The sequence below is a fragment of the Teichococcus coralli genome (assembly GCF_009829925.1).
GTDB classification, from domain to species: domain Bacteria; phylum Pseudomonadota; class Alphaproteobacteria; order Acetobacterales; family Acetobacteraceae; genus Pseudoroseomonas; species Pseudoroseomonas coralli.
The window spans coordinates 1-23919 of record NZ_SNVJ01000004.1 but is presented as its reverse complement, the minus strand read 5'-3'; the positions used below and the strand labels follow the sequence as shown (position 1 = coordinate 23919).

Sequence of the window (23919 nt, the reverse complement as noted above, 5' to 3'; positions counted from 1 at the left end):
TGATGCGCTGGCCCCCATGCAGATCCACGACGCCACGGAAACCGCCCGCCTGCTCGCCTATCCGCGCCTGATCGCGGCGCTGGAAAAGGTCCTGCCCGCCTATCAACGCGGTGAGATCAACAGCCCGGAGCGGCTGGTGGTGCCGGTCGGCGGCGGGACGGGCATGCTGCTTTCCATGCCTTGCAGCGCGCCGGACCTGATCGCCCATAAGCTCGTCACCATCTACAACGGCAACCCGTCCGCGGGGCTTCCGGCACTGCAGGGGCAGGTCACGTGCCTCGACGCCACCAATGGCCGGGCGCTCTTCGTGCTGGATGGTCCGACCGTCACCGCCCGTCGCACCGCGGCCATCTCCATGCTGGGCATCCAGCGCCTGCGCGCCACGCCGCCACGGACCGCCCTGCTGATCGGCGTCGGCGCGCAGGGACGCGCGCATGCCGAGGCGCTGCTGCAACTCTTCCCCGGCATCCGCATCGCCGTGCGGGCCCGCCGCCCCGAGGCAGTGCGCGCCTTCTGCGCGGCGCTCAACGCGACGGTGCGGCCGGCTGAAGCGGGAGATGCGGAAGCCGCCGAGGTGGTGATCGCCGCCACCAGCAGCAAGCAGCCGGTCTATGACAGGCCGGCACGGCCGGAATGCCTGGTGATCGGCGTCGGCGCCTACCGGCTGGACATGGTGGAGATCGGCGCACCGACCATCACCGGCAGCCAGGTCTATGTGGACGATCCGGTGGGCGCGCCGGTCGAGGCCGGCGATGTCGTGGCCGCGGGAACGGACTGGGCCGGCGTGCGGCCACTTGCCACCGCGCTGGAAACGAGGCCGGATTTCAGCCGGCCGGTTTTCCTGAAAAGCGTCGGCTGCGCCGCCTGGGACCTCGCGGCCTGCCGGGCGGCGCGGGAAGCGTTGGGCTGAGCGGCGCCTAGCGCCGCATCGTCGCCCAGGCCTCGGCCATGCGGTTCATGCGCTCCTCCGCGGGAGAAAGCTTCCGCGCGTGGGCAGCGCCGCTGCGCGCGCTTCCGCCGCCCCATTGCCGCACCGGGCCGGAGTCGACATGGATGAAGCCGTGCTGCGGATAAAGGCCGACGCCACCGCGCGCGAGGCGCAGCGCCGCCTCTCCGAAAGTGTCGAATTTCGCTGCCGGCATCTCCACGTCGAGCGCGGCGGCGCGCAGATGCTGGCTGTCTCCCGCGCCATGCACCGCCCGGTTGGTGGAAGGGGTGCGGTAGCCGGAAAGAATGCTGAACTCGCCGAACTTCTGCTGCTGGCCGAGTTCCCAGAGGATGTCGATGGCCTCAGCGTCGAAAGGACGCACGGCGCCGGTGCGGGAATCGGCCAATACCTCCGAGAGTTCCGCCATCGCGCCCGGGTCCACATCCTGCCCGGCGCGATAGATGCCCGAGAACTTCGCCCCGGATGCGACATGGCGCAACTGCAACCGGCGGGCGGCAGGAAGTTCGGAGAAGCGGCGGCGGTTTGCGGCATGAACGGCCCCTGGCGAGGCGAGCGTTCCAGCCGCAGCGGCGGCAAGAAAGAAAATTCGACGGCGCATGCCATCCTTCGTAAGCGTGAACGCAGCGTGCCGGAACCCGCCCTCGCGCGATTGCGAACACCCGACGGGCCGCATTCGGGAGGATTCACGGTATCGCGAAAGATTTTGAAATCAGCAGCGTAAATGTCGTCCGTGTTTTACGCGCAATACGTGTCTCGCCAGCGCGTGCCCTTCTTCGAATCGCCCGTGCTCATGCTTTCCCCCGGAGGCGGAAGCGGAGAGGCCGAAGCGCCGCGCTTCCTGACGAGACCAGGCTGCCCAAGCCAGGTGCGGGAGGAACCCGAAGGAGGGGGGAGCCCGGGGAGTTTCTTTCCCCGGCCGTTCTCAGGTCGCCAGCGCGCCCGCCGGACGCAGTGCGCCGACGGCGATGCCGTTCCAGTTCGTCAGTTCCGGTGCGGCGAGAGGCGCGAGCACCGCTTCCTCCGCCCCGCCCAACGGCAGCAGCCGGCGCAGCAGCGTGGCCATGATCACCTCCGCCGCACGCACCGCGCCATCGTCGCATTTGATGGCAATGCCCAGGCCGCGTTCCGGCAGGGCCGCGCAAAACACGCCCTCGGCGCCCACCTTAACGAAGGCCCGTTCGCCGAGCGCTTCCATCACAGCAGTGTCGAAGCGGCCCGTGCCCGCGACGAGGAAGGGATGCGCGGCCACCGCCCGTCGCAGCCGCCGGGCTGCCGCGGCATGGCCCGGGGCGAGGCCGATGCCGGTGCCAATACGCGCGAAGCCCTGGGCCAGAGCGCGCAGGGGGATGGCATAGGTGGGGATGGAACAGCCATCGATGCCGTGATCCCCTTCGTGCAACGGCGTGCCGGTCACCGCCTGCAGCGCCGCCCGCACCTCGCGTTGCACGCGGTGGGACGGCGTCACATAGCCGCGCGGGTTCTCCCCCAGGCCACAGGCCAGGCAGATGAAGCCGGCATGCTTGCCCGAGCAGTTGTTGTGCAGCGGTCCCGGTTCGGCGCCTTCGCAGGCCAGGCTTCGCGCTGCCGCGGGGAAGCTGGGCCAGTGGGCACCGCATTCCAGCCGGCCGGCATCCTGCCCGGCGGCGGCCAGCATGCGCGCGGCAACCGCCACATGACGTGCTTCGCCACCATGCGACGCGCAGGCCAGCGCCAGGGCCTCGTCGTCCAGCCCGAAACGGTCGGCGGCGCCACTTTCCACCAGCGGCAGGGCCTGGATGACCTTCACGGCGGAGCGCGGATAGACGGGATGGTCGATATCCCCGCCCGAGAGCAGCACCGCGCCCTCCGTGTCGGTAACGGCGAAGGCGCCGGCATGGCAGGATTCCACCCGCCCGCCGCGCATCACCTCGACCAGAACCGGATCCTGCATCTCTGACCTCCTGTCGCGAGGCTTTCATCCCTGCTGGCGGGCCGGAACGCAAGTTCACCGGAGTGGATCATCGCGGCTCTCAGGCTTGCCCGCAGCAGCCTGGGACAGCCCCCCTTCCGGGGCGGCAGGCCGGCCGCGCAAAGGAAAAGCCGGGGGAAGCGCCTTCCCCCGGCTCGACTTCTTCCGAAAAGCGGGGGCGGAAGTGGCCGCCTTGGCTCAGGACCTGTCGTTGAGGTGGCAGGCCGAGCGGTGGCCCGGCGCGATCTCCCTCAGCGCCGGCCGCTCGATCTTGCAGCGATCGAAGGCATGCGGGCAGCGCGGATGGAAGTGGCAACCCGAGGGTGGGTTGAGCGGCGAAGGGATTTCACCCTTGATGCCCGCGAAATGCTTCTTGCGCACCTCGATGCGCGGCACCTCGTCCAGCAGCGCCTGGGTATAGGGGTGGTTGGCGTTGCGGAAGACCTCCTCCGCCGCCGCCTCCTCCACCACGCGCCCCAGATACATGATCACCACGCGGTCGGAGAGGTGCTCCACCACGCCGAGGTCATGGCTGATGAACAGGTAGGTGAGGTTCAGCTCGCGCCGCAGGTCCAGGAAGAGGTTCAGGATCTGCGCCTGGATCGAGACGTCGAGCGCCGCCACCGCCTCGTCGCAGACAATGAACTCGGGCTGCACCGCCAGCGCCCGGGCAATGCCGATGCGCTGCCGCTGGCCGCCGGAGAACTGGTGCGGGTAGCGCCGCTTCAGCGAGGGGTCCAGCCCGGCGCGGCGGAGCTGGTCGTCCACGTAGGTGTCGTACTCGCCGCGCCTGGTCAGGCCGTGCACCAGCGGCGCCTCGCCCACGATGTCGGCCACCCGCATGCGCGGGTTCAGGCTGGCATAGGGGTTCTGGAAGATCATCTGCGTCTGCAGCTGGGCCTGGCGCGCGTCGGCGCCGGAAAGCGAACCCAGCTCGCGCCCATGCCAGCGGATCTCGCCCGAGGTGGCCGGCATGATGCCCGCCACCATGCGGCCGAGGGTGGACTTGCCGCAGCCGGACTCGCCCACCAGGCCGACCACCTCGCCCTTGTTGACGGTGAGGCTGACCTCGTCCACCGCATGGACCGTCTCCTCCTTCACCGGAACGCCCAGCTTCTGGGCCAGCTTGCCGGCGAAATCGAGCTTCTTGGAGAAGCGCTTGGAGACGCCCTTCAGTTCGATGATCGGCGTGCTCATGCGGCGGCCTCTCCGGCGGGCACGTTGTAGGGGAAGAAGCAGCGCGCCTCGCGGCCCGGCAGCAGCTCGCCGAACGGCGGGTCCTGCCTGCACTTCTCCTGCGCCTTCGGGCAGCGGGTGCGGAAGGCGCAGCCGCCCGGCAGGTTCAGCAGCGAGGGCGTCATGCCCGGGATCTGCCGCAGCGGCTCGCCGCGCTTGTTGCGCGAGGGCACGCTGCCGATCAGGCCGGCGGTGTAGGGGTGCAGCGGCGCGTCCAGCGTCTCGCTCACCGGCCCGCGCTCGACCACGCGGCCGGCATACATCACCGCCAGGTCGTCGGCGAGGCCGGCGACGACGGAGAGGTCGTGCGTGATCCAGATCATCGCCGTGCCGGTCTGGGCGCAGAGCTTCTGCACCTCGGCCAGGATCTGCGCCTGGATGGTGACGTCGAGCGCGGTGGTCGGCTCGTCGGCCACGATCAGCTCGGGGCGGTGCAGCAGCGCGATGGCGATGGCGACGCGCTGGCGCATGCCGCCGGAGAACTGGTGGGGATAGGCCTTCAGCCGCTCCTCCGGGGAGGGGATGCCGACCATGCCCAGCGTGTCGCGGGCGCGCTGGCGGGCCTCCTCGCGGCTGACCTTGGCATGCGCCTGGACCGTCTCGATCATCTGCGTGTCAATCCGGAGCACCGGATTGAGCGTCATCATCGGGTCCTGGAAGATCATGGCGATGCGGTTGCCGCGCAGCTGCCGCATCTCCTCCTCGGAGAGCTTCGCCAGGTCCTGCCCATGGAACAGGATGGAGCCGCCGGCGATGCGGCCCGGCGCGTCCACCAGGCCGAGGATCGAGAAACCGGTGACGGTCTTGCCGGAGCCGGACTCGCCGACCAGGCCCAGCACCTTGCCGCGCCGGACGGTGAAGGAGACGCCGTCCACCGCCTTGACCACGCCGGCGCGGGTGAAGAAGTGGGTCTGGAGGTCGCGCACCTCCAGAACGGGTGAGGCGTCGTTCGCGGTCGGGGTCTGTGCCATGCCCTCCCCTTTACTTCTTGAGTCGCGGGTTGAGCACGTCGCGCAGCTGGTCGCCCACAAGGTTGATGGAGACGATTGTCACGAGCAGCGCAATGCCCGGGTAGAAGCTGATCCAGTACTTGCCGGACAGCATGTACTCATAGCCGTTCGAGATCAGCAGGCCGAGGGATGGCTCGGTGATCGGCACGCCGAGGCCGAGGAAGGAGAGCGTCGCCTCCAGCGCGATGGCGCGCGCCACCTGCATGGTGGCCACCACGATCAGCGGCGGCAGGCAATTCGGCAGCAGGTGGCGGAAGATGATGCGGCGCGTCGGCAGCGCCAGGCACTGCGCCGCCTCGATGTACTCGCGCCCGCGCTCGACCAGCGCGGTGCCGCGCACGGTGCGGGCATAGTAGGCCCATTCGACGATCACCAGGGCCAGCACGACGTTCATCACGCCCTTGCCCAGGAAGGCCAGGATCATCAGCGCGGCCAGGATCGAGGGGAAGGAGAGCTGCAGGTCGACGAGGCGCATGATCACCGTGTCGGTCTTGCCCCCGGCATAGGCGGCGAGCAGGCCGAGCGTGGCGCCGATGGTGCAGGCGATGATCGCCGAGCCGCCGCCCACGGTGAGCGAGATGCGCAGGCCGTACATGATGCCGGAGAGCATGTCGCGCCCCTGGTCATCGGTGCCCAGCCAGTAGGTGAAAGTGTCGAGCCCGTTGCGGGTGCCCGGCTCCAGCCGGCCGTCCAGAATGTCGAGCTGCGCCAGGTCGTAGGGGTTCTGCGGCGTCAGCCAGGGGGCGAAGAGGGCGATCAGCGCGATCAGCGTGATCACGGCCAGGCCGAACAGCGCCAGCTTGCTCTCGGCGAACTCGGAGACGAAGCGGCGGAACGGCGTCTCGACCTTGGGCGCCGGGGTGGCCGGCGCCGGCGCGGCGGAGTTGGCGGTCGTCGTGCTCATCTCACTTGCCTTCCAGCCGCACGCGCGGATCGAGCGCCGAATAGGCGAGATCGACCAGCAGGTTGATGGTGATGAACATCAGCACGATCATCATCAGGTAGGCCACGATCACCGGGCGATCGAGGACGTTGATGCTGTCGATGATCAGCTTGCCCATGCCCGGCCAGGCGAAGACGCTTTCCGTCACCACCGAGAAGGCGATGGTGGAGCCCAGCTCCAGCCCGACCACGGTGACGACCGGGATGAGGATGTTCTTGAACACGTGCACATAGGTCACGCGCGCCGGGGAAAGCCCCTTGGCGCGCGCGAACTTCACGTAGTCCATCAGCATGGTCTCGCGCACGCCGGCACGCGTGAGGCGGATCACCAGGCTGATCTTGAAGAGCGCGAGGTTCATCGCCGGCATGATCAGGTGCTGCAGCCCGTCCCAGGTCAGGAAGGACCAGCGCAGGCCCAGCACCTCGACAGTCTGGCCGCGGCCGGTGGAGGGCAGCCAGCCGAGCTGCACCGCGAAGACCATGATCATCATCAGGCCGACCCAGAAAGTCGGCAGCGAGAAGCCGAGGATGGAGCCGGCCATCACGGTCTTGGCGCCAAAGGAGTTCGGCTTCAGCCCGGCATAGAGGCCGAGCGGCAGGCCCACCAGCAGCGCGATGAAGGTGGCGCCGAAGGCCAGCTCCAGCGTCGCGGGCATGCGCTGCAGGATCAGCTGCAGCGCCGGCTCGTTGAACACGAAGCTGCGGCCGAGATCGCCCTGCAGCGCGTTCTTCAGAAAGGAGAGGTACTGCATCCAGAGCGGCAGATCGAGCCCGAGCGCGCGGATCGCGCGCTCACGCTCCATCTGGTCCGCCTCCGGGCTGATGAGGATCTCGACCGGGTTGCCGATCGCGTAGATGCCGATGAAGACGATCACCGACATCGCCAGCATCACCAGGGCCGACTGCAGCAGCCGGCGGAGGAGGTAGACCGCCATCGATCAGTTGGCCGCCGCCGGATGCACGTCCTGCGCGCGGGTCAGCTCGTCGGCCCGGGAGTCATGCCGCAGGGTCGGCCGCATCGCCCAGACGTTCTTCTGGATGTGGATCGGAATGATGCCCACATCGTCCATGGCGATCTGGGTCGCCTCCTGCAGCAGCTTCTCGCGCTTCTCGTCGTCCATCTCGCGCAGCGCCGCCTCCAGCTTGGCATCCACCTCCGGGTTGGAGTAGCGGCCGCGGTTGGAGGTGCCGTAGCCCTTGTCGCGGTTGTAGCTGGCGACCAGCGCGCGCAATGGCGAGGAAGCCTCGCCCGACGACGTGCCCCATCCCACCAGGAAGGCGCTGAACTCCTGCTTGCCGGCGCGGGAGATGTAGGTGGTCCAGGGCTGGGCGTCGACCGTGGTACGCAGGCCGGCGCGGGTCCAGAACTGGCCGATCGCCTGGATGATCCGGCCGTCGTTGATGTAGCGGTCGTTCGGCCCGTGCAGGGTGATGTGGAAGCCGTTCGGGTAGCCCGCCTCGGCCAGCAGCTTCTTCGCCGCGTCCGCATCGCCCTTTGGCGGCTCCAGCCCCGGCACGTAGCCGAAGGCGCCCTCCGAGAGGAACTGGCCGGAAGGCTGGGCGGCGCCTTCCATCACTCGCGCGGCGATGGCGTTGCGGTCGATCGCCATGGAAAGGGCGCGCCGCACGCGGAGGTCCTGCAGCGGGTTCTTGTCGAGCGGCTTGCCGTCATTGCCGGTGATGAAGGGCGAGCCGTCCTTGCGCATGTGGTCCAGCGCCAGGAAGATGATCCGCAGTCCGTCCTTTTCCGCCACGCGGACGCGGTTGTCGCGGCGCAGCGTGGCGAGGTCGCTGGTCGGCACCTGATCGATGAAGTCCACGTCGCCCGCCAGCAGCCCGGCGGTGCGGGCGGAATCGTTGACGACGATGCGGTAGTTCACCTTCGCCCAGTCCGGCTTCGGGCCCCAGTAGGCGTCGTTGCGCTCCAGCTCCAGCCGGTCGCCGCTGCGGAAGTTCACGTAGCGGAAGGGCCCGGTGCCGATGGCGACCTTGCCGGAGTTGAAGTCGTCCGTGCTGGCGCCCTCATGCGTCTCCTTGTCCAGGATCGCGACCTGCGAGAGGTCGTTCGGCAGCAGCGGATAGGTCGTGCGGGTATGGAAGCGGACCGTGGTCGGGTCCACCACCTCCACGCGCTCGATGGCGCGGGTGTAGATGGCGTAGGAGGACGGGCTGTTCGGGACCGTCGGCACGCGGGCGATGGTGAAGGCCACGTCCTCGGCCGTCAGCGGGTTGCCGTTGTGGAAGCGAACGCCCGGCCGCAGCTTGAACTCCCAGACGGTCGGCTCGACCACCTTCCAGGATTCCGCCAGCCCCGGCTCCAGCCGGGCATCGGCATCGAACTGCGTCAGCGTGTCGAACAGCATGGTCGCCACGGCGAAGTTCGGCGACAGCGCGTGGTAGTGCGGATCGAGCGCAGTCACCTGCGCGCCCACGGCCATGGTGAGGTTCTGCGCGCGGGCGGCGCCCGTCATGCCCAGCACCAACGCCGAAACGGCGGCCATAGCGGCCGCCTTCTTGCGGTTCATCATGATTCTTGCCCCCCGGAAGCTAACGCCTCTCAATCGGGCCGGTTTAGCAGAATGCAGGCGAGGCCGCTAGGTTTCAGGAGTTTTTCAAACGCCGCGGCAACGAAGCCAGGCCTTGCAGCCCCGCCGAAGAGGGCGGGGCCCCGCCCCGCTCCCGGCTCAAACGGTGAACTGCTCGGCGATGATCCGCTCGGACAGGCTGTGATCCGGGTCAAACAACAGCGTCAGCCGCACCGTGCGGTCTTCGCGGACCTCCACCGACCGGACGTCGCGCACCTCGACATAGTCGGCCACGGCGGCGACCGGCCGCTTGCCAGGCTCCAGCACCTGGAACATCACAACCGCCTCGCCCGGCAACAGGGCGCCGCGCCAGCGCCGCGGGCGGAAGGCGGAGATCGGCGTCATCGGCAGCAGGTTCGCGCCCAGCGGCACGATCGGCCCATGCGCCGAAAGGTTGTAGGCCGTGCTGCCCGCCGGCGTGGAGACCAGGATGCCGTCGCAGATCAGCTCCGCCAGCCGCTCCTTGCCGTCCACCAGGATGCGGATCTTGGCGGCCTGGCGCGTCTCGCGCAGCAGCGAGACCTCGTTGATCGCCAGCGCCTCCTGCATCTGCCCCGCGGCATCCAGCGCCCGCATCCGCAGCGGGTGCAGCATGGCGGCCTGGGCGGCACGCAGCCGCGGCAGCAGGTCATCCTCATGGAAGGCGTTCATCAGGAAGCCGACACTGCCGCAGTTCATGCCGTAGATCGGCAGGTTGCGGCCGAGGAAGCGGTGCTGCATCTCCAGCATGAAGCCGTCGCCGCCGAGCGCCACCAACACCACCGCTTCCTCCGGCGCGGCATCGCCGTAGAGGGCGACAAAACGGGCACGAGCCGCTTCCGCCACGTCGGTGGGCGCGGAGAAGAAGGCGATCCGCCCCTGCAGCTCGGCCGGAAGCTCCGGCGTGTCACAGGACGGAGCCGACCCCAGCAGGGCAGCGGTCATGCGCGGCGCCCCCGGCCCCGGACAGGGCCGGCCGGCGGGGTCGGGACAGGCATGGCGGGACCTCCTTCCGCATAGGCTGGCATCAAGCGCCCTGCCACGCCCCTTCGCAAGGGGCCTCGCCTGCCGGCACCGGAACGCAAGCGGGGCGGGTGGTCGCCCACCCGCCCCGCCCGACGATCCGTTGTGCCGGAAGCGGCTTACGCCGCCTCCTGGTCCTCGGCCTCGGCGACCTCCGGCTTCGGGCCGGAATCCAGCCCCTTGGCCGCGACGTCGCGCTCGACCAGCTCGATCACCGCCATGTCGGCGGCATCGCCGTAGCGGATGCCCGCCTTCAGCACGCGGGTGTAGCCACCCTGGCGCGCCTTGTAGCGCTCCGCGATGGTGGTGAAGAGCTTGTCCACCACCTTCTTGTCCATGATCTGCGCGTAAGCCTGGCGGCGCGCGTGCAGGTCACCGCGCTTGCCCAGGGTGATGATGCGCTCCACGTAGGGGCGCAGCTCCTTGGCCTTGGGCAGGGTCGTGGTGATCTGCTCGTGCTTGAGCAGGCTCGTCGCCATGTTGCGGAGCATGGCGCTGCGATGGGCGGATGTGACGCCGAGCTTCCGGCCGGCAACTCCGTGACGCATTGGTCCTATTCCTTCACGCCGCCGAAATCAGAACGGCTCTTCGATCTTCTTGGCGAGGTCCTCGATATTCTCCGGCGGCCAGCCCGACACGGTCATGCCGAGGCTCAGCCCCATGGAGGCGAGGACCTCCTTGATCTCGTTCAGCGACTTGCGGCCGAAGTTCGGCGTCCGGAGCATTTCCTGCTCGGTCTTCTGCACGAGGTCGCCGATATAGACGATGTTGTCGTTCTTCAGGCAGTTCGCGCTGCGGACCGACAGTTCCAGCTCGTCCACCTTGCGCAGCAGGTTGCGGTTGAAGGGCAGGTCCTCCTGCACTTCCTCCACCTTGCGCTCGCGCGGCTCATCGAAGTTGATGAAGAGCTGAAGCTGGTCCTGCAGGATGCGCGCCGCCAGGGCGACCGCGTCGTCCGGGGCCACGGTGCCGTCCGTCTCCACCGTCATCACCAGCTTGTCGTAGTCGGTGCGCTGGCCGACGCGGGTCGGCTGCACCTGGTACGCCACGCGGCGGACGGGGGAATAGATGGCATCCACCGGGATCAGCCCGATCGGGGCGTCTTCCGGCCGGTTCTCGCTGGCGGGCACGTAGCCCTTGCCGACGTCCACCGTCAGCTCCATGGCCAGCTTGGCGCCATCATCGAGGGTGCAGATGACCAGTTCCGGGTTGGCGATCTCGATGTCGCCGGTGGTCTGGATCTGCCCCGCGGTGACCTCGCCAGGACCGGTGGCGATGAGCTGCAGGCGCTTCGCGCCCTCGCCCGGCATCCGGATGGCCAGCCGCTTGATGTTCAGGACGATGTCGGTGACATCCTCCCGCACACCCTGCAGGCTGCTGAACTCGTGCAGCGCGCCGTCAATGCGGATGGCGGTCACGGCCGCGCCCTGCAGCGAGGACAGCAGCACGCGCCGCAGCGCATTGCCCAGGGTCATGCCGAAGCCGCGCTCGAGCGGCTCCGCCACGACCGTCGCAACGCGCGAGGGGTCGCCCCCCGGCTCGACATCGAGCTTCTCGGGGCGGATCAGGGAACGCCAGTTGCGCTCGAGCACTATCGCTGTCTCCTGCGGCCTCGCCTCAGACCCGACGCCGCTTGCGCGGACGGCAGCCGTTGTGCGGGATGGGGGTCACGTCCTTGATCGCGGTGACGTAGAAACCCACGGCCTGCAATGCGCGCAGCGCGGATTCACGCCCGGAGCCCGGACCGGAGACCATGATCTCCAGCGTCTCCATGCCGTGCTCGCGGGCCTTGCGGCCCGCGTCCTCGGCGGCGACCTGAGCGGCGTACGGCGTGGACTTGCGGCTGCCCTTGAAACCCTGGCTGCCGGCCGAGGACCACGCGATGGCGTTGCCCTGGCTGTCCGTGATGGTGACGATGGTGTTGTTGAAGGAGGCCAGCACATGCGCCACGCCGGTGGCGATGTTCTTGCGCTCCTTCTTGCGCGGCGCGCGGGAGGTGGGCTGACGGGCCATCTTACTTCGTCACCTTCTTCTTGCCGGCGATCGCCACGGCCTTGCCCTTGCGGGTGCGGGCATTGGTGTGGGTGCGCTGGCCACGAACGGGCAGGCCCTTCCGGTGACGCAAGCCGCGGTAGCAGGCCATGTCCATCAGGCGCTTGATGTTCATCGCATTCTCGCGGCGCAGGTCGCCCTCGACCCGGTACTCGCGGTCGATCAGCTCGCGGATCTTGAGGACTTCCTCATCCGTCAGCTGGTTGACGCGGCGATCCTCGGGGATGCCGAGCTGCTCGCAGATGTCCTTCGCGTTCGACGGACCGATGCCGTAGATGTAGCGAAGCGAGATCAGAACGCGCTTGTTGGTTGGAATGTTCACGCCTGCAATGCGTGCCATTGATTCCTGCTCCCGGAGCCATCCGGCTCCCGTTCGTACCGGCAGAGGTGCCGGCGAAGGTGATCGGCGCCACCCGGCCCAAGTCAGCCAGGCGCAACCATCGTCACGGCCGGGGCGAGCCCCCACCGCGCGAGAGGCGCGGGTTTAACGAGTTCGGGCGGGAAGAGTCAAGGGGCAGGGCGGCCTGGCCGCTCCCTGCCCCGAAGCGGGAAAGCCGCGGCCGGAGCCGCGGAATCTCACTTCGCCAGGACCGCCTCGATCTGGCTGGCCACCTCGTCCATGCTGGCCATGCCGTCCACTGCGCTGAGCTTGCCCTGGGCCTGGTAGTAGGGGAGCAACGGCGCGGTCTGGCGGTGATAGGCCTCCAGGCGCGCCGCCACCGTCTCGGCCTTGTCGTCGGCCCGGCGCACGAACTCGGTGCTGCCGCACGCGTCGCAGACGCCCGGGCGGGCGGTCGGCTTGAAGCTGTCGTGGTAGCCCGCGCCGCATTTCGCGCAGGTGAAGCGGCCGGCGATGCGCTCCACCAGAGCGCTGTCATCCACCTTGAGCTCGATGACGTGGTCGAGCTGCAGCCCCTTCTCCCGCAACATGCGGTCCAGCGCTTCCGCCTGCGGGGTGGTGCGGGGGAAGCCGTCCAGGATGAAGCCCTTGGCGCAGTCGGGCTGCGACACGCGCTTGGCCAGCATGGCGGTGATGATGTCGTCGGGGACCAGCGCCCCCTGCTCCATGATCGCCTTGGCCTGCCGGCCGATCTCGCTGCCGCTCTTCACCTCGGCGCGCAGCATGTCGCCGGTGGAAATCTGCGCGATCCCATGCCGCTCCTCCAGGCGCTTGGCCTGGGTGCCCTTGCCGGCCCCCGGCGGTCCCAGCAGAATCAGGTTCATCGCGACATTCCCACCTTCCTGCACGTCGTTACGTCGTCTCTCACCGCAGCCGCGGCGCGCCGCGGCCACCCAGGCGGGCCTTGCGGATCAGTCCCTCGTACTGATGCGCGAACAGATGCGACTGCACCTGGGCCACCGTGTCCATCGTGACCGAAACAATGATCAGAAGGGAAGTGCCACCGAAATAGAAGGGCACCCCGTACTGGCTGATCAGGATCTCGGGCAGCAGGCAGACGATGCAGAGATAGACCGCCCCCACGCCCGTCAGGCGGGTCAGCACGCGGTCCAGGTAGTCCGCGGTCGCCTGGCCGGGGCGGATGCCCGGCACGAAGCCGCCATGCTTCTTCAGGTTGTCCGCCGTCTCCGCCGGGTTGAACACCACCGCGGTGTAGAAGAAGGCGAAGAAGATGATCAGCGCGACGTAGAGTGCCATGTAGAGCGGCTGGCCATGCGCCAAGGCCGCGGCGATGCGGCTGACCCAGCCGTCGCCGAGCTGGTTGCCCGCAAATCCGGCGAAGGTGGCCGGCAGCAGCAGCAGGGACGAGGCGAAGATGGGAGGGATGACGCCGGCGGTGTTCAGCTTGAGCGGCAGATGGGTGCTCTCCCCGCCGAACATCCGGTTGCCCACCTGGCGCTTCGGGTACTGGATGGGAATCCGCCGCTGCGCCCGCTCCATGAACACCACGAAGGCGATCACCGCCAGCGCGATCAGCAGGAAGGCGATGATGAAGACGGTCGAGAGCGCGCCGGTGCGGCCCAGTTCCAGCGTGGCGACCAGGGCGGAGGGCACGTTGGCCACGATGCCGGCGAAGATGATCAGGCTGATGCCATTGCCGACGCCGCGGGCCGTGATCTGCTCGCCCAGCCACATCAGGAACAGCGTGCCGCCGACCAGGGTGGCGACGCAGGAGATGCGGAAGAACAGGCCGGCGTTGTAGACCGCCGGGCCGAAGCTGCCCTGCATGCCCTCCAGCCCGACCGCAATGCCATAGGCCTGGAAGATGGCGATGAGCACCGTCAGGTAGCGGGTGTACTGGTTGAGCTTCTTGCGGCCGGCTTCACCCTCCTTCTTGAGGGTCTCCAGGCTGGGCAGGGCCGAGGACATCAGCTGGACGATGATGCTGGCCGAGATGTAGGGCATGATGTTGAGCGCGAAGACCGTCATGCGGCCCAGCGCACCGCCCGTGAACATGTCGAACATGCCCAGGATGCCGCTGCCGTGCTGGCGCAGGATCTCGGCCATCACGCCCGCGTCCACGCCGGGGACGGGGATGTAGGTGCCGATTCGGTAGACGATCAGCGCGGCCAGCGTGAACCAGATGCGCTTCTTGAGCTCGGTGGCCTTGGACAGCACGCCGAGATTGAGGTTGGCCGCGAGCTGTTCGGCGGCGGACGCCATGATTTCGCCCCTCGATATCCGATGGGCAACATGACTGCGGCGCCGGGGGGCTCTCCCGCGGCGCCGCTGCCTTGCCCTGATTTGCACCACCTAGCCCCCCGGAGGCGGGGGGCGCAAGGCTTACGCCGCGGGCGCTTCTTCCTTCGCCGGGACCAGCACCGTGACGGTGCCGCCCGCCGCCTGGACCGCGGCAATCGCCGCCGCCGAGGCGCCGGAGACGGTGATGTTCACCGCCCGCTTGATCTCGCCGCGCGCCAGCAGGCGGACGCCGGCGATCTTGGCACCCGTGCGGACCAGCCCGGCTGCCTCAAGCGCCGCCTCGTCGATCGCCTGGCCTTCCGGCAGGCGGCCCGACTCGATGGCCGCGTCGAGGACGTGCAGGTTGAGCGGCGCGTATTCCTTGCGGAACGGGTTGACGAAGCCGCGCTTCGGCAGGCGCCGGTAGATCGGGAGCTGGCCGCCCTCGAACCCGTTCAGCGACACGCCCGTACGCGCCTTCTGGCCCTTCACGCCGCGGCCACCGGTCTTGCCCTTGCCGGAGCCGATGCCGCGGCCGATGCGCTTGAACTTCGGGCGCGCACCCTCGTTGTCGCGAAGCTCGTTCAGCTTCATGTCACTTCTCCGTGGTCTCGCCCACCTGGATCAGGTGTGCGACCTTGCGGATCATGCCGCGCACGGCCGGAGTATCCTCCAGCTCGCGCGTACGGCGGATCTTGTTGAGCCCCAGGCCGATCAGCGTCTCGCGCTGACCGGGCTTGCGGCCGATGGGGGACGCGATCTGCGTCACCCGCACCGTCTTCTTCTGCTCAGACACTGGCCACCGCCTCCTGCGCCGGCTCGGCATCCTTGCGGGGGCCGAGCAGGTCCGAGACCTTCTTGCCACGGCGAGACGCCACGGCGCGCGGGCTGGTGCAGCGCGTCAGCGCCGCGAAGGTCGCCTTGACCATGTTGTGCGGGTTCGTCGTGCCGGTGCACTTGGCGACCACGTCGCCAATGCCCAGCGTCTCGAACACCGCGCGCATCGGGCCACCGGCGATGATGCCGGTGCCGGCCGGCGCGGCGCGCAAAAGCACCCGGCCGGCGCCGAACTCGCCGATGACGTCGTGGTGCAGCGTCCGGCCCTCGCGCATCGGCACCCGGATCATGGTCCGCTTGGCGCGCTCGGTCGCCTTGCGGATCGCCTCCGGCACCTCGCGCGCCTTGCCGGCGCCCCAACCCACGCGGCCCTTCTCGTCACCGACCACCACCAGGGCGGCGAAGGAGAAGCGACGGCCACCCTTCACCACCTTGGCCACGCGGTTGATGGTGACCAGCTTGTCCTTCAGCTCGTCGCCCTGCTCGCGATCGGCGTTGCGATCGGGGCCGCGGCCGCGACGCTCGCGGTCACCGCCGCCGCCGCTCCTCGGTTCACGTGCCATATTCTGTGCTCCTTAGAACGACAGCCCGCCCTCGCGGGCGCCGTCCGCCAGGGCTTTCACCCGGCCGTGATACAGGTAGGGCCCACGGTCGAACACGACCTCGGTCACGCCCGCCGCCTTGGCCCGCTCGGCCAGCAGCTTGCCGACCACGGTCGCGGCGTCCTTGTCCGCGCCGGTGCGCAGGCTCTCGCGCTGCACCTTCTCCAGCGTGGACGCCGCCGCCAGGGTACGCCCGGCCTTGTCGTCGATGACCTGGGCGTAGATGTGCTTGCCCGAGCGGAAGACCGAAAGACGGGGCCGACCACCGCTCTTGAGCCGGAGCTGGTAGCGCAGACGGGCGCGCCGTCGCTCCTGCAGATTGAGCTTGTTCGCCATCTTACTTCTTCTTCCCCTCCTTCCGGAGGATCACCTCGTCCGCGTAGCGCACGCCCTTGCCCTTGTAGGGCTCGGGGCCGCGGAAACCGCGGATCTCGGCGGCCACCTGACCAACCACCTGCTTGCTCACGCCCTCGACCTTGATGGCGGTCGGGCGCTCGGTGGTGATCTTGATGCCTTCCGGGATCGGGTAGCGGATCTCGTGGCTGTAGCCGAGGTTCAGCACCAGCTCCTTGCCCTGGACCGCGGCACGGTAACCCGTGCCGGTGATCTCCATGGACTTGGAGAAGCCGGTGGAGACGCCGGTGACCATGCCGTTGATCAGGCTGCGGGTGGTGCCCCACAGCGTGCGCGAACGACGGTCGGAGCCGAGCGGCTGCACCGTGACCTGGTTGTCCTCGACCGACACCGAGACGGCGTCGGTGACCACCGGCATGGACAGCTCGCCGAGCTTGCCCTTGGCGGAGACCACGCCATCCTTCATCGCGACCGTCACGCCCGCGGGGACGGAGACGGGATACTTGCCGACGCGCGACATGCCTCTCCCTCCCTCAGAACACGCGGCAGAGGACCTCGCCGCCGACATTGGCGACGCGGGCCTCGTTGTCGCTCATCACGCCACGCGGCGTGGAGAGGATGGAAATGCCGAGCCCGTTGTAGAACTTCGGCAGCTCGCGGATCTTCGAGTAGACCCGGCGGCCCGGCTTGGAGACGCGCATGATCTCCTTGATGGCCGGCTCGCCCTCGGAATACTTCAGCTCGATGTCGAGCATGCTGACGCCCGGGCGGACCTGCTCGGAGCGCCAGGCGCGGATGTAGCCCTCGCGCTTCAGCACTTCGAGCACGTCAGCGCGCAGGCGGCTGGCGGGCGAGGTGCAGCGGGACTGACGGGCGCGATGCGCATTACGGATGCGCGTCAGCATATCGCCCAGCGGATCGGACAGCGACATGCGGCCCCCTTACCAGCTCGCCTTAACGAGACCCGGGATCTGGCCGTTCGAGGCCAGGTCACGGAGCGCGTTACGGCTCAGCTTGAACTTGCGGTAGTTGCCGCGCGGGCGGCCGGTCAGCTCGCAGCGCAGGCGAACCCGCACCCTGGCACCATTGCGCGGCAGCTCAGCCAGCTTAAGCGTCGCCTCGAAGCGCTCCTCAACGGGGAGCTCGCGGTTCATCACCACGTCCTTCAGGGCGGCGCGCTTGGCGGCATGCAGCTTCGAGAGGCGCGCGCGGCGCTGGTTCTTCTCGACAGCCGAGGTCTTGGCCATGCGGTCTAAATCCTCCGGAACCTGCCCGATCCAACGGGCGGTTTTCCAAACATCAGGTGGCGAAGGGGAGGTCGAAGCCCTTCAACAGGGCCTTGGCTTCCTTGTCCGTCTTCGCCGTCGTGACGAACACGATGTCCATGCCGCGAACCGTGTCCACCTTGTCATAGCTGATCTCGGGGAACACGATCTGCTCCTTCAGGCCCAGGGAGAAGTTCCCCCGGCCGTCGAAGCCCTTATTGCCCGGCAGGCCACGGAAGTCACGCATGCGCGGCAGCGCGATCGTCACCAGACGATCGAGAAACTCGTACATGCGGGCCCGGCGCAGCGTCACCTTGCAGCCGATCGCCTGACCCTCGCGGATCTTGAAGCCGGCGATCGCCTTCTTGGCCAGGGTCTTCACCGGCTTCTGGCCGGCGATGACGGTGAGGTCGGCCAGCGCGGCGTCCAGCTTCTTCTGGTCGCCCGCGGCCTCGCCCACGCCCATGTTGATGACGATCTTGGAGAGCTTCGGCACCTGCATCGGGTTGCCGTAGCCGAACTCCTCGACCAGTGCCTTGCGCACCGCCTCAGCATAGTGCTGCTGCAGGCGCGGCAGTTCCTTCGCCTCGCTCATGCGTCGATCACCTCGCCCGAGGCCTTGGCGACCCGGACCTTCTTGCCGTCCTCAAGCACCTTGAAGCCGACACGGGTCGGCTTGTCGGACTTCGGGTCGATCAGCGCCAGGTTGGAGAGGTGGATCGGCGCCTCCTTCTCCACGATGCCGCCCTGCTGACCCATGCCGCGGGGCTTCATGTGGCGCTTGACCACATTGGCGCCCTGCACCACCGCACGTCCGTCCTCGGGCAGCACGCGCAGCACCTCGCCGCGCTTGCCCTTGTCCTTGCCCGTCAGGATCTGGACGCGGTCGCCCTTCTTGATCTTCGCGGCCATGGTTACAGGACCTCCGGCGCCAGCGAGATGATCTTCATGAACTTCCGCGCGCGCAGCTCGCGCACGACCGGACCGAAGATGCGGGTGCCGATCGGCTCGTTCTGCTTGTTGATCAGAACGGCCGCGTTGCGGTCGAAGCGGATGGCGGTGCCGTCCGGCCGGCGCACGGAATAGGCGGTGCGCACGATCACGGCGCGCTGCACGTCGCCCTTCTTCACCTTGCCGCGGGGAATCGCTTCCTTCACGGACACCACGATGATGTCGCCCACCGAGGCGGTGCGGCGCTTGGAGCCGCCCAGCACCTTGATGCACTGGACACGGCGCGCGCCCGAGTTGTCGGCGACGTCAAGGTTGGACTCAACGATAATCATCGGTCAGTCGTCCTCAGGCCTGCGCGGCAGTCGCGGCAGCGCCCGCGCTGAAGCCCGACGTGACGACCGGCGCGCCATTGCGCTCGATCACCAGCCAGGTCTTCCGCTTGCTGAGCGGACGGCACTCCTCGATCGACACGACGTCGCCTTCCTTGCACAGGTTGGCGTCATCATGCGCGGCGTACTTCTTCGAGCGCCGGATGAACTTCTTGTAGAGCGGATGCATCACGCGACGCTCGACAAGAACCGTTACGGTCTTGTCCATCTTGTCGCTGACGACCCGCCCGGTGAGGACGCGCTTCGGCATAGCCGGGGTCTCCTCAATCAGGCCTTGGCGGCCGAGCGGGACTGCTCGGCCAGAACCGTCTTAACACGGGCGATGTCGCGGCGCACCACCTTGATGCGGGAAACCGCCTCAAGCTGGCCGGTCGCGCGCTGGAAACGCAGGTTGAACTGCTCCTTGCGGAGGTCCAGCAGCATCGCCTTCAGTTCGTCCGGGGACTTGGTCCGGACATCCACGATCTTCGTCATCGGCTCAAGCCTCCGCCGCGCCCAGGCGGGTCACGAACTTGGTCTTGATCGGCAGCTTGGCCGCGCCGAGGGTCAGCGCCTCACGCGCCGTCTCGGGCGTCACGCCGTCGATCTCGAACATCATGCGGCCCGGCTTCACGCGGGCCACCCAGTATTCGGGCGCGCCCTTGCCGGAACCCATGCGGACTTCCGCCGGCTTGGTTGAGACCGGGACGTCCGGGAAGATGCGGATCCACACCCGGCCCTGACGCTTCATGGCGCGGGTGATGGCGCGGCGCGCCGCCTCGATCTGCCGGGCGGTAACCCGCTCCGGCTCCAGCGCCTTCAGGCCGAAGCCGCCGAAGGACAGCGAGAAGCCGCCCTTCGCCACGCCCTTGATCCGGCCCTTGTGCGCCTTACGGAACTTCGTGCGCTTCGGGGAAAGCATCGTCTGTTATCCTCAGCGCTGCGGCGCCTGCTCCGCGGCGCGCTTGTCCTGCGCCAGCGGATCGTGCGCCAAAATCTCGCCCTTGAAGATCCAGACCTTCACACCGCAGGTGCCATAGGTCGTCTTCGCGGTCGCCGTGCCGTAGTCGATATCGGCGCGCAGCGTGTGCAGCGGCACCCGCCCCTCGCGATACCACTCCATCCGGGCGATCTCGGCGCCGCCGAGGCGGCCGCCGCAATTGATCCGGATGCCGCCGGCGCCAAGGCGCATGGCGGACTGCACCGCGCGCTTCATCGCGCGGCGGAAGGCAACGCGGCGCTCCAGCTGCTGGGCGATGCTCTCGGCCACCAGCTGCGCCTCGATCTCCGGCTTGCGGATCTCGACGATGTTCAGCGCCACCTCGGCCCCGGCGAGCTTCGCCAGGTCCTTGCGCAGCACCTCGATGTCGGCACCCTTCTTGCCGATCACGACGCCCGGGCGGGCGGCATGGATCGTCACGCGCGGCTTCTTCGCCGGGCGCTCGATGATCACCTTCGAGACGCCGGCGCCCTTCAGGCGATCCTTCAGGGTCTTGCGGAGCTTGATGTCATCATGCAGCAGCCGGGCATAGTCGTCGCCGGCGAACCAGCGGGAGTCCCAGGTGCGGTTGATGCCGAGCCGCAGCCCGATCGGATTGACTTTGTGGCCCATGTTACGCGGCCTCCTGCTGCGCCGGCTCGGCTTCCGCCTGCTGCTCGGCAACCGTGATCGACAGGTGGCTGAACCATTTCTCGACCCGCGCCGCCTTGCCGCGGCCGCGCGCATGGAAGCGCTTCATCACCACGGCGCGGCCCACCTCCACGCGCGACACGACCAGGCGGTCCACGTCGAGCTGGTGGTTGTTCTCCGCGTTCGCAATGGCGCTCTCCAGCGTCGCCTTCACCGTCTGGGCGATCCGGCGCTTGGAGAAGGTCAGGATCGCGACCGCGTCCTGCGCCTTCTTGCCGCGGATCAGGCCAGCAGCCAGGTTCAGCTTGTACGGCGACACCCGGATGTTGCGGGTGACCGCCTGCGCCGCGGTCTCGGCGAGCGTGCGCTCGTGCTTCGGCTTGCTCATCGCATCAGCCTCGCTTCGCCTTCTTGTCGGACGAGTGGCCGGTGAAGGTCCGGGTCGGCGAGAACTCGCCGAACTTGTGCCCCACCATGTTCTCCGACACCTGCACGGGGATGAACTTCTTCCCGTTGTACACGCCGAAGGTCAGCCCCACGAACTGCGGCAGGATCGTGCTCCGCCGCGACCAGATCTTGATGATCTCGTTGCGGGTGGAGGCACGCGCCGCTTCCGCCTTGTTCAGCAGGTAACCGTCGACGAACGGGCCCTTCCAGACACTGCGCGCCATCGCGGTCAGCCCTTCGTCACGTTGCGGCGACGAACAATCAGGTTGTCCGTGCGCTTGTTGGTGCGGGTCTTGTAGCCCTTGGTCGGCTTGCCCCACGGCGTCACCGGATGGCGGCCACCGGAGGTGCGGCCCTCACCACCACCGTGCGGGTGATCGACCGGGTTCATCACGACGCCGCGGTTGTGCGGGCGACGGCCCAGCCAGCGGCTGCGGCCAGCCTTGCCGATCTCCTGGTTCTGGTTGTCCGGGTTGGACACCGCACCGATGGAGGCCATGCACTCGCCACGCACCAGGCGCAGCTCGCCGGACATCAGCTTCACCTGCGCGTAGCCGGCGTCCTTGCCGACGAGCTGCGCGTAGGTGCCGGCCGAGCGGGCGATCTTGCCGCCGGCGCCGGGCTTCATCTCGATGTTGTGGACGATCGTGCCCACCGGGATGGAGCCGAGCGGCATCGCGTTGCCGGGCTTGATGTCCACGCGCTCGCCGGCCACGACCGTGTCACCCACCTTCAGGCGCTGCGGCGCGAGGATGTAGGCGAGCTCGCCGTCCTCATACTTCAGCAGCGCGATGAAGGCGGTGCGGTTCGGGTCGTATTCCAGCCGCTCCACGGTGGCCGGCACATCGAACTTCCGCCGCTTGAAGTCAACGACGCGGTAGCTCTGCTTGTGCCCGCCGCCCCGGAACCGGACGGTGATGCGGCCATGATTGTTGCGGCCGCCGGAGTGGCTCTTGCCCTCCGTCAGCTGCTTGACCGGCTTGCCCTTGTACAGCTCAGAACGATCAATGAGGATCGTCCCGCGCAGGCTCGGGGTGACCGGGTTAAAGTGCTTCAGCGCCATGGCTTAGGCGAGCCCCGTCGTCAGATCGATGCTCTGGCCTTCGGCCAGGCGCACGATCGCCTTCTTGAAGTCGGAGCGGCGGCCCTCGCGGCCGCGCACCCGCTTGGTCTTGCCCTTGGTCAGGATCGTGTTGACGGCGAGCACCTGCACGCCGAACAGACCCTCCACCGAGGCCTTGATCTCCGGCTTCGTGGCAGTCAGCGGCACCTTGAAGGTGACCTGGTTCTGCTCGGCGAGGCCGGTGGCCTTCTCGGTGATGACCGGCGCGAGGATGGTCTGGTACATCTTCTCGCGCGAGATCACGATCGCGGGCTTCTTGGTCGCGGTCTCGCTCATGCCAGCCGCTCCTTCAGAGCCTCGACGGCCTGGCGGGTCACCGCCAGCACGTCATGGTTCAGGATGTCGTAGACGTTCGCGCCGAGCGTCGGCAGAACGTTCACGTGCGGGAGGTTGCGCACGGCGCGGCCGAAGCCGTCCTCCACCGTGGCGTCCACCACCAGCGCGCTCTTCCAGCCCAGCGCCTTGACCTTGGAAGCCACGGCGGAGGTCTTGGCGGCGTCGCCGAGGGCCGTGGTGTCGAGGACGATCAGCTTGCCCTCGGCGGCCTTCTGGCTCAGCGCGCTGATCAGGCCCAGGCGGCGGACCTTCTTGTTCAGCGAGTAGCCATGGTCGCGCACGACCGGCCCGTGGACGATGCCACCGGTGCGGTACTGCGGCGCGCGGAGCGAGCCCTGGCGCGCGTTGCCGGTGCCCTTCTGCCGATACGGCTTCTTGGTCGTCCCGGAAACCTCGGCCATCCCCTTCACCTTGTGGGTGCCGGCGCGGCGCTTGGCGAGCTGCCAGTGCACCACGCGCGCCATGATGTCGGCGCGAGGAGAAGCGGCGAACAGCGCGTCCGGGAGATCGATCTCGCCGGCCTGGCCGTTGTCCAGGGTGATGACAGGAACCTGCATGTCGATACCCTCAGGCCACGGCCGCGGGGAACGGCGCATCGGCATGGCGCGCGGACTTCACCGCGTCGCGCACCAGCACATACCCGCCCTTCGCACCAGGCACCGCGCCCTTGACCATCAGCAGCCCCTTTTCGAGGTCGAAACCGGCGACCTCCAGGTTCTGCGTGGTCACGCGCTCAACACCCAGATGGCCAGCCATCTTCTTGTTCTTGAAGGTCTTGCCCGGATCCTGACGGTTGCCCGTCGAGCCGTGGCTACGGTGGCTGATGGAAACGCCGTGCGTCGCCTCCAGGCCGCTGAAGTTCCAGCGCTTCATCGCACCCGCGAAGCCCTTGCCCTTCGACTGCCCGGTCACGTCGACCAGCTGACCCTTCACGAAGTGATTCGCGGTCAGCTTGGCGCCCGGCTCCAGCGCGGCATCAGCCGCCACCCGGAACTCCACGACCTTCTTCGGAGCCTCGACGCCCGCCTTGGCGAAATGACCCTTGTTGGGCTTCGAGACGTTCTTCGGCTTGGCCAGGCCAATGCCCAGCTGCACCGCATTATAACCGTCCTTCTCGTCCGTGCGGGCAGCCACCACGCGCACCTGGTCGAGGTGCAGCACGGTGACGGGCACGGTCGAGCCGTCGTCGTTGAACAGCCGGGTCATGCCCAGCTTCTTCGCGATCAGGCCGGTGCGACCATTCTTCGCGGCCATGGCAGATTGCTCCCCCGGGCCTTAGAGCTTGATCTCGACGTCCACACCGGCGGCCAGGTCGAGCTTCATCAGCGCGTCCACGGTCTGCGGGGTGGGATCGACGATATCAAGCAAGCGCCGGTGCGTCCGGATCTCGAACTGCTCACGGCTCTTCTTGTCAACATGCGGGGAGCGGTTCACGGTGAACCGCTCGATCTCGGTCGGCAGCGGGATCGGGCCCCGCACGCGCGCGCCGGTCCGCTTCGCGGTGTTCACGATCTCCCGCGTGCTGCCATCCAGCACGCGGTGATCGAACGCCTTGAGGCGGATGCGGATGTTCTGGCTGTCCATGGTCTGGCGCCTGTTCTCTTTCCGCGTCCGATTACGCGCTGATGGAGGCGACGACGC

At 68.2% G+C, this 23919-nt stretch carries 37 protein-coding genes; 2 read left to right on the top strand and 35 right to left on the bottom strand.

What is annotated here, in order from left to right:
* The first annotated feature begins 16 nt into the window (after positions 1-16).
* Complete coding sequence (locus tag E0493_RS05670; protein WP_160935965.1) at positions 17-910, top strand: delta(1)-pyrroline-2-carboxylate reductase family protein; 894 nt, start codon at positions 17-19, stop codon at positions 908-910.
* Positions 911-917: 7 nt separating this feature from the next.
* Here the strand turns inward: E0493_RS05670 and E0493_RS05665 are convergent, their stop codons facing one another.
* Positions 918-1427, bottom strand: coding sequence for a YcbK family protein (locus E0493_RS05665; protein WP_160935964.1), 510 nt, complete (start codon positions 1425-1427; stop codon positions 918-920).
* Here E0493_RS05665 and E0493_RS05660 point away from each other — a divergent pair.
* Positions 1419-1670 carry a hypothetical protein gene (locus E0493_RS05660; RefSeq protein WP_160935963.1) on the top strand — a complete coding sequence of 84 codons (252 nt, stop codon included), beginning with the start codon at positions 1419-1421 and terminating at the stop codon, positions 1668-1670. The two genes, E0493_RS05665 and E0493_RS05660, sit on opposite strands and share 9 nt — an antisense overlap.
* Before the next feature lie 201 nt (positions 1671-1871).
* Here E0493_RS05660 and E0493_RS05655 read toward each other — a convergent pair whose 3' ends face one another.
* From E0493_RS05655 to rpsJ, 34 genes are all read right to left on the bottom strand, one after another.
* Positions 1872-2879 carry an asparaginase gene (locus tag E0493_RS05655; RefSeq protein ID WP_160935962.1) on the bottom strand — a complete coding sequence of 336 codons (1008 nt, stop codon included), beginning with the start codon at positions 2877-2879 and terminating at the stop codon, positions 1872-1874.
* Positions 2880-3095: 216 nt separating this feature from the next.
* A complete protein-coding gene (locus E0493_RS05650; RefSeq protein ID WP_160935961.1) occupies positions 3096-4094 on the bottom strand; it encodes an ABC transporter ATP-binding protein in 999 nt (332 codons plus the stop codon).
* The gene (locus tag E0493_RS05645) at positions 4091-5104 is read right to left on the bottom strand and encodes an ABC transporter ATP-binding protein (protein ID WP_160935960.1); all 1014 of its coding nucleotides are present in this window, start codon (positions 5102-5104) and stop codon (positions 4091-4093) included. The genes E0493_RS05650 and E0493_RS05645 overlap by 4 nt, the downstream gene beginning before the upstream one ends.
* Positions 5105-5114: 10 nt before the next feature.
* On the bottom strand, positions 5115-6047 hold the full coding sequence (locus E0493_RS05640; protein WP_160935959.1) for an ABC transporter permease: 933 nt from the start codon (positions 6045-6047) through the stop codon (positions 5115-5117).
* Position 6048: 1 nt separating this feature from the next.
* Complete coding sequence (locus E0493_RS05635) at positions 6049-7020, bottom strand: ABC transporter permease (protein ID WP_160935958.1); 972 nt, start codon at positions 7018-7020, stop codon at positions 6049-6051.
* 3 nt (positions 7021-7023) lie between these two features.
* A complete protein-coding gene (locus E0493_RS05630) occupies positions 7024-8586 on the bottom strand; it encodes an ABC transporter substrate-binding protein (RefSeq protein WP_235913615.1) in 1563 nt (520 codons plus the stop codon).
* Between the two features lie 183 nt (positions 8587-8769).
* Positions 8770-9594, bottom strand: coding sequence for an NAD kinase (locus E0493_RS05625; RefSeq protein ID WP_160935956.1), 825 nt, complete (start codon positions 9592-9594; stop codon positions 8770-8772).
* Between the two features lie 197 nt (positions 9595-9791).
* Complete coding sequence (gene rplQ, locus E0493_RS05620; protein ID WP_160935955.1) at positions 9792-10220, bottom strand: 50S ribosomal protein L17; 429 nt, start codon at positions 10218-10220, stop codon at positions 9792-9794.
* Positions 10221-10247: 27 nt separating this feature from the next.
* Positions 10248-11267 carry a DNA-directed RNA polymerase subunit alpha gene (locus E0493_RS05615; RefSeq protein ID WP_160936219.1) on the bottom strand — a complete coding sequence of 340 codons (1020 nt, stop codon included), beginning with the start codon at positions 11265-11267 and terminating at the stop codon, positions 10248-10250.
* 22 nt (positions 11268-11289) lie between these two features.
* On the bottom strand, positions 11290-11685 hold the full coding sequence (gene rpsK / locus E0493_RS05610) for a 30S ribosomal protein S11 (RefSeq protein ID WP_160935954.1): 396 nt from the start codon (positions 11683-11685) through the stop codon (positions 11290-11292).
* A 1-nt stretch (position 11686) separates the two neighbouring features.
* Positions 11687-12064, bottom strand: coding sequence for a 30S ribosomal protein S13 (gene rpsM / locus E0493_RS05605; protein ID WP_160935953.1), 378 nt, complete (start codon positions 12062-12064; stop codon positions 11687-11689).
* A 236-nt stretch (positions 12065-12300) separates the two neighbouring features.
* Positions 12301-12948, bottom strand: coding sequence for an adenylate kinase (locus tag E0493_RS05600; RefSeq protein WP_160935952.1), 648 nt, complete (start codon positions 12946-12948; stop codon positions 12301-12303).
* Positions 12949-12988: 40 nt separating this feature from the next.
* Entirely contained in the window at positions 12989-14347 is a 1359-nt protein-coding gene (secY, locus tag E0493_RS05595) for a preprotein translocase subunit SecY (protein ID WP_160935951.1), read from the bottom strand.
* A gap of 120 nt (positions 14348-14467) precedes the next feature.
* Positions 14468-14959: a 50S ribosomal protein L15 gene (gene rplO, locus E0493_RS05590; protein ID WP_160935950.1), complete on the bottom strand. Its 492-nt coding sequence runs from the start codon at positions 14957-14959 to the stop codon at positions 14468-14470.
* A 1-nt stretch (position 14960) separates the two neighbouring features.
* Positions 14961-15191 (bottom strand): 50S ribosomal protein L30, encoded by a 231-nt coding sequence (gene rpmD / locus E0493_RS05585; protein ID WP_160935949.1) that lies wholly within the window; start codon positions 15189-15191, stop codon positions 14961-14963.
* Positions 15154-15765 carry a 30S ribosomal protein S5 gene (gene rpsE, locus E0493_RS05580; RefSeq protein WP_160935948.1) on the bottom strand — a complete coding sequence of 204 codons (612 nt, stop codon included), beginning with the start codon at positions 15763-15765 and terminating at the stop codon, positions 15154-15156. The genes rpmD and rpsE overlap by 38 nt, the downstream gene beginning before the upstream one ends.
* A gap of 12 nt (positions 15766-15777) precedes the next feature.
* Positions 15778-16140, bottom strand: coding sequence for a 50S ribosomal protein L18 (gene rplR, locus E0493_RS05575; RefSeq protein ID WP_160935947.1), 363 nt, complete (start codon positions 16138-16140; stop codon positions 15778-15780).
* A gap of 1 nt (position 16141) precedes the next feature.
* The gene (rplF, locus tag E0493_RS05570) at positions 16142-16678 is read right to left on the bottom strand and encodes a 50S ribosomal protein L6 (protein WP_160935946.1); all 537 of its coding nucleotides are present in this window, start codon (positions 16676-16678) and stop codon (positions 16142-16144) included.
* Between the two features lie 13 nt (positions 16679-16691).
* A complete protein-coding gene (gene rpsH / locus E0493_RS05565; protein ID WP_160935945.1) occupies positions 16692-17090 on the bottom strand; it encodes a 30S ribosomal protein S8 in 399 nt (132 codons plus the stop codon).
* 9 nt (positions 17091-17099) lie between these two features.
* The gene (gene rpsN / locus E0493_RS05560; RefSeq protein WP_160935944.1) at positions 17100-17405 is read right to left on the bottom strand and encodes a 30S ribosomal protein S14; all 306 of its coding nucleotides are present in this window, start codon (positions 17403-17405) and stop codon (positions 17100-17102) included.
* Between the two features lie 52 nt (positions 17406-17457).
* Positions 17458-18018, bottom strand: a complete 561-nt coding sequence (gene rplE, locus E0493_RS05555) for a 50S ribosomal protein L5 (protein WP_160935943.1) — start codon at positions 18016-18018, stop codon at positions 17458-17460.
* Positions 18015-18335: a 50S ribosomal protein L24 gene (rplX, locus tag E0493_RS05550; protein ID WP_160935942.1), complete on the bottom strand. Its 321-nt coding sequence runs from the start codon at positions 18333-18335 to the stop codon at positions 18015-18017. The genes rplE and rplX overlap by 4 nt, the downstream gene beginning before the upstream one ends.
* A gap of 2 nt (positions 18336-18337) precedes the next feature.
* Positions 18338-18706 (bottom strand): 50S ribosomal protein L14, encoded by a 369-nt coding sequence (gene rplN / locus E0493_RS05545; protein ID WP_160935941.1) that lies wholly within the window; start codon positions 18704-18706, stop codon positions 18338-18340.
* A 13-nt stretch (positions 18707-18719) separates the two neighbouring features.
* Positions 18720-19013, bottom strand: coding sequence for a 30S ribosomal protein S17 (gene rpsQ, locus E0493_RS05540; protein ID WP_160935940.1), 294 nt, complete (start codon positions 19011-19013; stop codon positions 18720-18722).
* 17 nt (positions 19014-19030) lie between these two features.
* Complete coding sequence (gene rpmC, locus E0493_RS05535; protein WP_149813756.1) at positions 19031-19237, bottom strand: 50S ribosomal protein L29; 207 nt, start codon at positions 19235-19237, stop codon at positions 19031-19033.
* 4 nt (positions 19238-19241) lie between these two features.
* On the bottom strand, positions 19242-19664 hold the full coding sequence (rplP, locus tag E0493_RS05530) for a 50S ribosomal protein L16 (protein WP_160935939.1): 423 nt from the start codon (positions 19662-19664) through the stop codon (positions 19242-19244).
* A gap of 12 nt (positions 19665-19676) precedes the next feature.
* On the bottom strand, positions 19677-20354 hold the full coding sequence (gene rpsC, locus E0493_RS05525) for a 30S ribosomal protein S3 (protein ID WP_160935938.1): 678 nt from the start codon (positions 20352-20354) through the stop codon (positions 19677-19679).
* 1 nt (position 20355) lies between these two features.
* The gene (rplV, locus tag E0493_RS05520; protein WP_160935937.1) at positions 20356-20760 is read right to left on the bottom strand and encodes a 50S ribosomal protein L22; all 405 of its coding nucleotides are present in this window, start codon (positions 20758-20760) and stop codon (positions 20356-20358) included.
* A gap of 4 nt (positions 20761-20764) precedes the next feature.
* Positions 20765-21043: a 30S ribosomal protein S19 gene (rpsS, locus tag E0493_RS05515; protein ID WP_160935936.1), complete on the bottom strand. Its 279-nt coding sequence runs from the start codon at positions 21041-21043 to the stop codon at positions 20765-20767.
* 5 nt (positions 21044-21048) lie between these two features.
* A complete protein-coding gene (gene rplB, locus E0493_RS05510; RefSeq protein ID WP_160935935.1) occupies positions 21049-21882 on the bottom strand; it encodes a 50S ribosomal protein L2 in 834 nt (277 codons plus the stop codon).
* Between the two features lie 3 nt (positions 21883-21885).
* Complete coding sequence (locus tag E0493_RS05505) at positions 21886-22182, bottom strand: 50S ribosomal protein L23 (protein ID WP_456316344.1); 297 nt, start codon at positions 22180-22182, stop codon at positions 21886-21888.
* Between the two features lie 32 nt (positions 22183-22214).
* A complete protein-coding gene (gene rplD, locus E0493_RS05500) occupies positions 22215-22835 on the bottom strand; it encodes a 50S ribosomal protein L4 (RefSeq protein ID WP_160935933.1) in 621 nt (206 codons plus the stop codon).
* 10 nt (positions 22836-22845) lie between these two features.
* Positions 22846-23532 (bottom strand): 50S ribosomal protein L3, encoded by a 687-nt coding sequence (rplC, locus tag E0493_RS05495; protein ID WP_160935932.1) that lies wholly within the window; start codon positions 23530-23532, stop codon positions 22846-22848.
* 21 nt (positions 23533-23553) lie between these two features.
* A complete protein-coding gene (gene rpsJ, locus E0493_RS05490) occupies positions 23554-23862 on the bottom strand; it encodes a 30S ribosomal protein S10 (protein ID WP_007004401.1) in 309 nt (102 codons plus the stop codon).
* Between the last annotated feature and the right edge of the window lie 57 nt (positions 23863-23919).